Genomic DNA, 3,281 nt, shown 5'->3' with positions numbered 1-3,281 from the left:
TCTCCACATTGCAGCGAATGCGCTGTGAGGAGTTCATTGACATATTGGAGTAGAAGAGAGAAAGAAAAAGAAGATCGCGCAAGCGACTTAAGGGCGCATGGGGGATACCTAGGCTCTCAGAGGCGAAGAAGGACGTGATAAGCTGCGAAAAGCTGCGGGGATTGGCACATACAAATTGATCCGCAGATATCCGAATGGGGCAACCCAATACCATGAAGTGGTATTACCCTGCGGGGGGCAAACCAGGGGAACTGAAACATCTAAGTACCCTGAGGAGAAGAAAACAACAGTGATTCCGCAAGTAGTGGCGAGCGAACGCGGATTAGCCCAAACCAGTCTGGTTACGGCCAGGCCGGGGTTGTAGGACTCACCAAGTGTTTGACAATGGAACTGGAATGGTCTGGGAAGGCCAATCACAGAGGGTGAGAATCCCGTACAGGCAAGAGCGTCAAACGAGTGAGTATCCTGAGTAAGTGGGGACCGGAGAAATCCCCTCTGAATCCGGCGGCACCATCCGCCAAGGCTAAATACTCCTGAGAGACCGATAGTGAACGAGTACCGTGAGGGAAAGGTGAAAAGTACCGCGAGCAGCGGGGTGAAATAGAACTTGAAACCATGCGCTTACAAGCGGGCGGAGCCTTTCGGGGTGACGCCGTGCCTTTTGCATAATGAGCCTACGAGTTACGGTTACTGGCAAGGTTAATGTTTAAAGAACAGGAGCCGAAGCGAAAGCGAGTCTGAAATGGGCGATTAGTCAGTGGCTGTAGACGCGAAACTTGGTGATCTACCCTTGGTCAGGTTGAAGCGCTGGTAACACATCGTGGAGGACCGAACCGGTAAACGTTGAAAAGTTTTCGGATGAACTGAGGGTAGGGGTGAAAGGCCAATCAAACTGAGAAATAGCTCGTACTCCCCGAAATGTTTTTAGGAACAGCGTCGTGGTCGAGTCATGTTCAGGTAGAGCTACTGATAGGACTAGGGGGAGTCAAATCCTACCAAATTCTGACAAACTCCGAATGGGGCATGATATACACGGCAGTGAGGGCCGGGGTGCTAAGGTCCCGGTCCGAGAGGGGAACAACCCAGAGCATCAGCTAAGGTCCCAAAATATATGCTAAGTTGAACTAAGGGGGTCCGACTGCAGAGACAGCCAGGATGTTAGCTTGGAAGCAGCTATACATTTAAAGAGTGCGTAACAGCTCACTGGTCGAGCGGGGCGGGCATCGATAATAAACGGGCATCAAGCATATTACCGAAGCTATGCGATCGTAATTTATTACAATCGGTAGGGGAGCATTCTCACAGGGGCGAAGGTCAGGCGTAAGCCTGGCTGGACTGGTGAGAAAAGCAAATGTAGGCATAAGTAACGATAATGCGGATGAGAAATCCGCACACCGAAAGACTAAGGATTCCTCCGCTATGCTAATCAACGGAGGGTTAGGCGGGGCCTAAGGGATAGCCGACAGGCGACTCTCGATGGACAGCAGGTTAATATTCCTGCCCTTGCGTGCAGTGTGAAAAAGTGACGGAGCTGTGTGGTAGGTACGTACTGACGGAATAGTGCGTTGAGCCGAGCCTACGGGCAAAGCGAATCTGTGAAACGGCTTCCAAGAAAAGCTTTTGAAACATCAGCTGTATGCAACCCGTACCGTAAACCGACACAGGTAGTCGAGAAGAATATTCTAAGGTGCTCGAGTGAATCACGGCTAAGGAACTCGGCAAATTAACCCTGTAACTTCGGGAGAAGGGGAGCCTCCTTGCGCAAGCAAGAGGCCGCAGAGAAATGGCCCAGGCGACTGTTTAGCAAAAACACAGGGCTCTGCCAAAACGAAAGTTGACGTATAGGGCCTGACACCTGCCCGGTGCTGGAAGGTTAAGAGGGGATGTCACCGCAAGGGAAGCATTGAATCGAAGCCCCAGTAAACGGCGGCCGTAACTATAACGGTCCTAAGGTAGCGAAATTCCTTGTCGGGTAAGTTCCGACCTGCACGAATGGTGTAACGATCTGGGCACTGTCTCGGCCGTGAGCTCGGTGAAATTGTAGTAGCGGTGAAGATGCCGCTTACCCGCCACGGGACGGAAAGACCCCGTGCACCTTTACTATAGCTTTGCATTGTTTTCGGGTCAGGGATGTGTAGGATAGGTGGGAGGCTGTGAGTGGGCGTCGCCAGGCGTCCAGGAGCCAACGTTGAAATACCACCCTTCGCTGGCCTGGGATCTAACCCCTACGAATAGGGGAACCGTGCATGGTGGGTAGTTTGACTGGGGTGGTCGCCTCCAAAAGTGTAACGGAGGCTTCCAAAGGTCTGCTCAACACGCTTGGTAACCGTGTGTGGAGTGCAATAGTACAAGCAGGCTTGACTGTGAGACCGACGGGTCGAGCAGGTGGGAAACCAGGGTATAGTGATCCGGTGGTTCTGTATGGAAGGGCCATCGCTCAAAGGATAAAAGGTACGCCGGGGATAACAGGCTGATCTCCCCCAAGAGCTCACATCGACGGGGAGGTTTGGCACCTCGATGTCGGCTCGTCACATCCTGGGGCTGGAGAAGGTCCCAAGGGTTCGGCTGTTCGCCGATTAAAGTGGCACGCGAGCTGGGTTCAGAACGTCGTGAGACAGTTCGGTCCCTATCTGTGGTGGGCGTAGGAAGATTGACGGGGGCTGCCCTTAGTACGAGAGGACCGGGGTGGACCCACCGCTGGTGAACCGGTTGTCACGCCAGTGGCATGGCCGGGTAGCTATGTGGGGAATAGATAAGCGCTGAAAGCATCTAAGTGCGAAACTAGCCCGAAGATGAATCTTCCACATAAGGGTCGTTGTAGACTACGACGTTGATAGGCTGCAGGTATAAGCGTGGAAACACATTCAGCCGAGCAGTACTAATTACCCAACAGCTTGCCGCATTACAAATCTTTGAAAACTTTTTCTCTTCTGCTTCCAATATGACATGAAAACAAGGAAAACGGACAATGGAAAATGGACCAAAGGGAAATCCCCTTCCTTCATACTCCTTGTTGCCTTTCCTGCTAACTCAAAAGAGCTTGTTGGTGGCTATTGGGACGGCCGGGGTCGCGATCGACTTCACCTGTTCCCCCTAGCAGCACAATAAACCAACAAAAGAGCTTGTTGGTGGCTATTGGCCCGGTGTTCACCTCTTCCCATTCCGAACAGAGAAGTTAAGCCCGGAACCGCCGATGATACTTGGATCAAACCCGGTAAAGTAGGTAGCCGCCACAATACCATCGTAAAAAGACCATCCCCAAAAAGATGGTCTTTTTCTTT

At 52.1% G+C, this 3,281-nt stretch carries 2 rRNA genes; both read left to right on the top strand.

Annotation, left to right across the window (positions count from 1 at the left end):
• The first annotated feature begins 76 nt into the window (after positions 1-76).
• Positions 77-2,903: ribosomal RNA gene (locus FEM55_RS07315) — 23S ribosomal RNA — on the top strand.
• Between the two features lie 221 nt (positions 2,904-3,124).
• Positions 3,125-3,236, top strand: a 5S ribosomal RNA gene (gene rrf, locus FEM55_RS07310).
• The last annotated feature ends 45 nt before the right edge of the window (positions 3,237-3,281 follow it).

It is taken from the genome of Dyadobacter sediminis (assembly GCF_005860765.1).
Lineage (GTDB): Bacteria > Bacteroidota > Bacteroidia > Cytophagales > Spirosomataceae > Dyadobacter > Dyadobacter sediminis.
This window is presented reverse-complemented; position numbering and strand designations above follow the sequence as displayed.